At 48.3% G+C, this 3,952-nt stretch carries 4 protein-coding genes; 3 read left to right on the forward strand and 1 reads right to left on the reverse strand.

The window, feature by feature from the left end; translation table 11 throughout:
• On the reverse strand, window positions 1–837 hold an 837-nt coding region (locus ACEW8S_RS19020; RefSeq protein WP_373519685.1), incomplete at its 3' end, for a transketolase.
• 147 nt (window positions 838–984) lie between these two features.
• Between ACEW8S_RS19020 and tgt the strand changes: the two genes are divergently transcribed.
• From tgt to ACEW8S_RS19035, 3 genes are all read left to right on the forward strand, one after another.
• Window positions 985–2,115: a tRNA guanosine(34) transglycosylase Tgt gene (gene tgt, locus ACEW8S_RS19025; RefSeq protein ID WP_373519686.1), complete on the forward strand. Its 1,131-nt coding sequence runs from the start codon at window positions 985–987 to the stop codon at window positions 2,113–2,115.
• A 2-nt stretch (window positions 2,116–2,117) separates the two neighbouring features.
• A complete protein-coding gene (locus tag ACEW8S_RS19030; RefSeq protein WP_373519688.1) occupies window positions 2,118–3,197 on the forward strand; it encodes an LptF/LptG family permease in 1,080 nt (359 codons plus the stop codon).
• Between the two features lie 116 nt (window positions 3,198–3,313).
• The coding region (locus ACEW8S_RS19035) for a carboxyl transferase domain-containing protein (protein WP_373519687.1) at window positions 3,314–3,952 on the forward strand (639 nt) is incomplete at its 3' end.

Consider the following 3,952-nt stretch of genomic DNA (forward strand, 5'->3'; position numbering starts at 1 on the left):
CCCCAGCGTTTCCGCGTTCTGAGAAAGTGCATCCTCTAACTGTTCATCATTCGGCGCTTTGCCGTGCCAGGCATGCGTATGCATCATAAAATCGACGCCGTGGCCCATGACCGTATCCAGGATAATGGCAACGGGTTTTCCCTTGCCCGTTCTGCTTTTAGCCTCGTTCAGTCCCTTGATTACGGCTTCCATATTATTGCCGTCCTGTACCTCGAGCACGTCCCATCCGAAGGCTTCGAACTTTTGTTTTAGGTTGCCCAGCGGCAGCACCTCTTCCGTGGGGCCATCGATTTGCTGTCCGTTGCGGTCTACTGTCGAGATGATATTATCGACCTTGTTACCGGCGGCGTACATAATGGCTTCCCAATTCTGGCCTTCCTGTAATTCACCGTCACCGTGCAGGCTAAAGACCAAATGGTCGTCACCATTAAGCTTTTTGGCAAGGGCGGCGCCGATGGCGACGGACATGCCCTGGCCCAAAGATCCGGACGAAACACGAATGCCGGGAAGTCCTTCGTGGGTGGTCGGGTGTCCCTGTAATCGGGAGTCCAATTTTCTGAAGGTTTCCATTTCCTTTACGGGAAAGTAGCCTTTCCGGGCCAGCACGCTGTACCATACCGGGGAAATATGTCCGTTGGATAAAAAGAAAATATCCTCATCCTTCCCGTCCATATCAAAATCATCCTTAAGATTCATGATTTCGTAGTACAGGGCGATAAAAAACTCCGTACAGCCCAATGAGCCTCCGGGATGCCCCGAATTCACACCATGCACCATCCTTAGAATATCCCTTCGGGTCTGCGTAACGATATCCTGTAATTTATCCAGTTCTGCCATTGTAATGCCTTTATTTAAGAATTTTCCAAATGTAATCGCAATCTTTTGGGAATACAAGTGGTGTCGGAATTATTTTTAATCCTTTTATTTTTTCGTTAAGTTAGTAATGTAGCGCAGTTGATTATCTTTGCCCCCATAATTGAAATTTTGAAGTTCACCCTACACCAGACAGACGTTCATAGCAAGGCACGTGCCGGTACCATGGTCACCGATCACGGCACGATAGAAACCCCGATCTTTATGCCCGTGGGCACTGTGGCATCCGTAAAGAGCGTGCATCAGCGGGAATTGAGAGAGGATATTAATCCCGATATCATCCTGGGGAATACCTACCATTTATTCCTTCGTCCGAAAACGGATATCCTGAAGCAAGCTGGGGGACTCCACAAATTCATGGGGTGGGATCGCAATATCCTTACGGACAGTGGCGGGTATCAGGTATATTCCCTATCCAGCAACCGAAAGATCAAGGAGGAAGGCGTCAAGTTCAAATCGCACATCGACGGCTCGACCCACATGTTCACGCCCGAACGGGTCATGGAAATTCAGCGTACTATCGGGGCCGATATCATCATGGCGTTTGACGAATGTACCCCGTACCCCTGTGATTACAAGTATGCACAACGTTCGATGCACATGACGCACCGTTGGTTGGGGCGCTGTATCGCTCATTTGGAAAAAACTCCCTTTGAGTACGGCTATTCGCAGACGTTTTTCCCGATAGTGCAGGGCTCGACCTATACGGATCTTCGGAAGCAGTCCGCAGAGTACATCGCGGGAGTAGGAGCAGAGGGCAATGCCATCGGAGGATTATCCGTCGGAGAACCGACCGAAGAGATGTATGCGATGACCGAGGTGGTCTGCGACATACTTCCGCAAGACAAGCCCCGGTATCTGATGGGGGTAGGTACACCGATCAATATTTTGGAAAATATTGCCTTGGGCATCGATATGTTCGACTGCGTGATGCCAACGCGAAACGCCAGAAACGGCATGTTGTTCACCGCCCACGGCACCATCAATATCAAGAACAAAAAATGGGAAGACGATTTTTCCCCGGTCGATGAAATGGACCTTACTTTTGTAGATACCCAATACTCGAAGGCCTATCTACGGCACTTGTTCGCGGCCAACGAATATTTGGGCAAACAGATCGCCACCATACACAACCTCGGTTTTTACCTTTGGTTGGTACGTGAGGCCAGAAAGCATATTTTAGTGGGGGATTTTTCGCAGTGGAAGGCCGTCATGGTGAAACAAATGGATAAACGACTCTAGTGCTGAGCATAATCGACAAATACATATTAAAACGCTACCTGCTCACTTTTGGGGTGATGATATTATTGTTTATTCCCATCGGTATCATGGCCCATTTGGCGGAGCAGATCGGCAAAATGCAGGCCAACGAGGCGCCTTTGGATGAAATTTTGGTCTATTTCGGCAACTTTACCATATATATAGGTAGTCTGTTGTTTCCGATTTTTCTATTCCTATCCATCATCTTTTTCACCTCGAAGCTTGCCAGTAATACCGAAATCGTCGCGATTTTAAGTTCCGGGGTGTCCTACAACCGATTTTTACGGCCCTATCTTATCGGGGCATCCATTATAGCCCTTATGATGTTTATTATGGGGATGTTCATTGTGCCCAAGGCGAGCAAGGGATTTAATGAGTTCAAGTTCAAATACTTGAAAACGGGAAAGCAGGACCGGGTGACCAACAACGTATTTACTCAGCTCAATAAAACGGATTTTATTTATGTGAGCAGTTTCGACCCGGCCAGACAGATCGGGTACAATTTTACGTATGAGCGGTTCAACAAGGATAATGAACTGGATTTCAAGATTTCCGCGGCCAATATCCGCTGGGTCGAAAAGGATAGCCTCTATCGCTTGACCTCGTACCAAAAAAGAAAGTTGGTGAACGATACCGCATTGGTCGACACCAAACGCCGGCTGGATACCTTGTTCACGTTTGACATCGGTGACCTGACCCCTGTATCTTACGTCGCGGAAACCAAGAATATTTTCGAACTGAACAAGTTCATTGCCGATCAGCGACAAAAAGGGGCTTCCAACATCAATACGTACGTTCTCGTAAAGTACAAAAGATGGGCGCTTCCGATATCGGCCTTTATCCTGACCATCATCGCAGTCGCCGTAGCCTCGGTAAAACGAAGGGGCGGTATGGGCGTAAACCTGGCCTTCGGTATCGTAGTAGCGTTCATATTTATATTTTTTGACAAGGTTTTCGGTACCCTGGCCGAACAAGCAGGCTTTTCACCGTTATTGGCGGTAATTCTTCCGAACCTACTCTTCGGTATTTTGGCTTTTGTGCTGTTGCAAAAAGCGAAAAGGTAGGAAGGGCGTAGGCAGTAGCGATTAAAACCTTAAATCCTTTAAATCCGAAACAAACGTTCAGAAAATTTTATATTTGCACAACCAAGACGAGTACATCAAACTAAACCTATCAAAATATGGAATATCTCGATTTTGAACTCCCTATTAAGGAGCTCGAGGAACAGCTCGACAAATGCATGGTCATCGGTGAAGAGAGCGATGTCGACGTGACCGAGACCTGCAAGCAGATCGAAAAAAAACTGGCCGATACCCGTAAGGAAATCTACAAGAACCTTACGGCCTGGCAACGGGTGCAATTATCGCGACACCCGAACCGGCCCTACACGTTAGATTATATCAATGCCATATGTGGAGAGGCATTTCTTGAGCTACACGGCGACCGGAACGTAAAGGATGACAAGGCGATGATCACCGGTCTCGGAAAGATCGGCGATCAAAGCTATATGTTTATCGGCCAACAAAAAGGATACAATACGAAAACCCGACAATACCGCAATTTTGGGATGGCCAACCCCGAAGGCTACCGAAAAGCCTTGCGCGCCATGAAATCCGCCGAAAAGTTCGGTATACCCGTGGTGTGCCTAATCGACACCCCGGGAGCCTATCCGGGCATAGAGGCGGAAGAACGCGGGCAGGGCGAGGCCATCGCCCGGAATATTCTTGAAATGACCCGTTTGAAAGTGCCGATCATCGTAATCATTATAGGTGAAGGCGCCTCCGGTGGTGCCTTGGGCATTGGGGTCGGGGACAGGGTC

The sequence above is a fragment of the Pricia sp. genome (genome assembly GCF_041745955.1).
Lineage (GTDB): Bacteria > Bacteroidota > Bacteroidia > Flavobacteriales > Flavobacteriaceae > Pricia.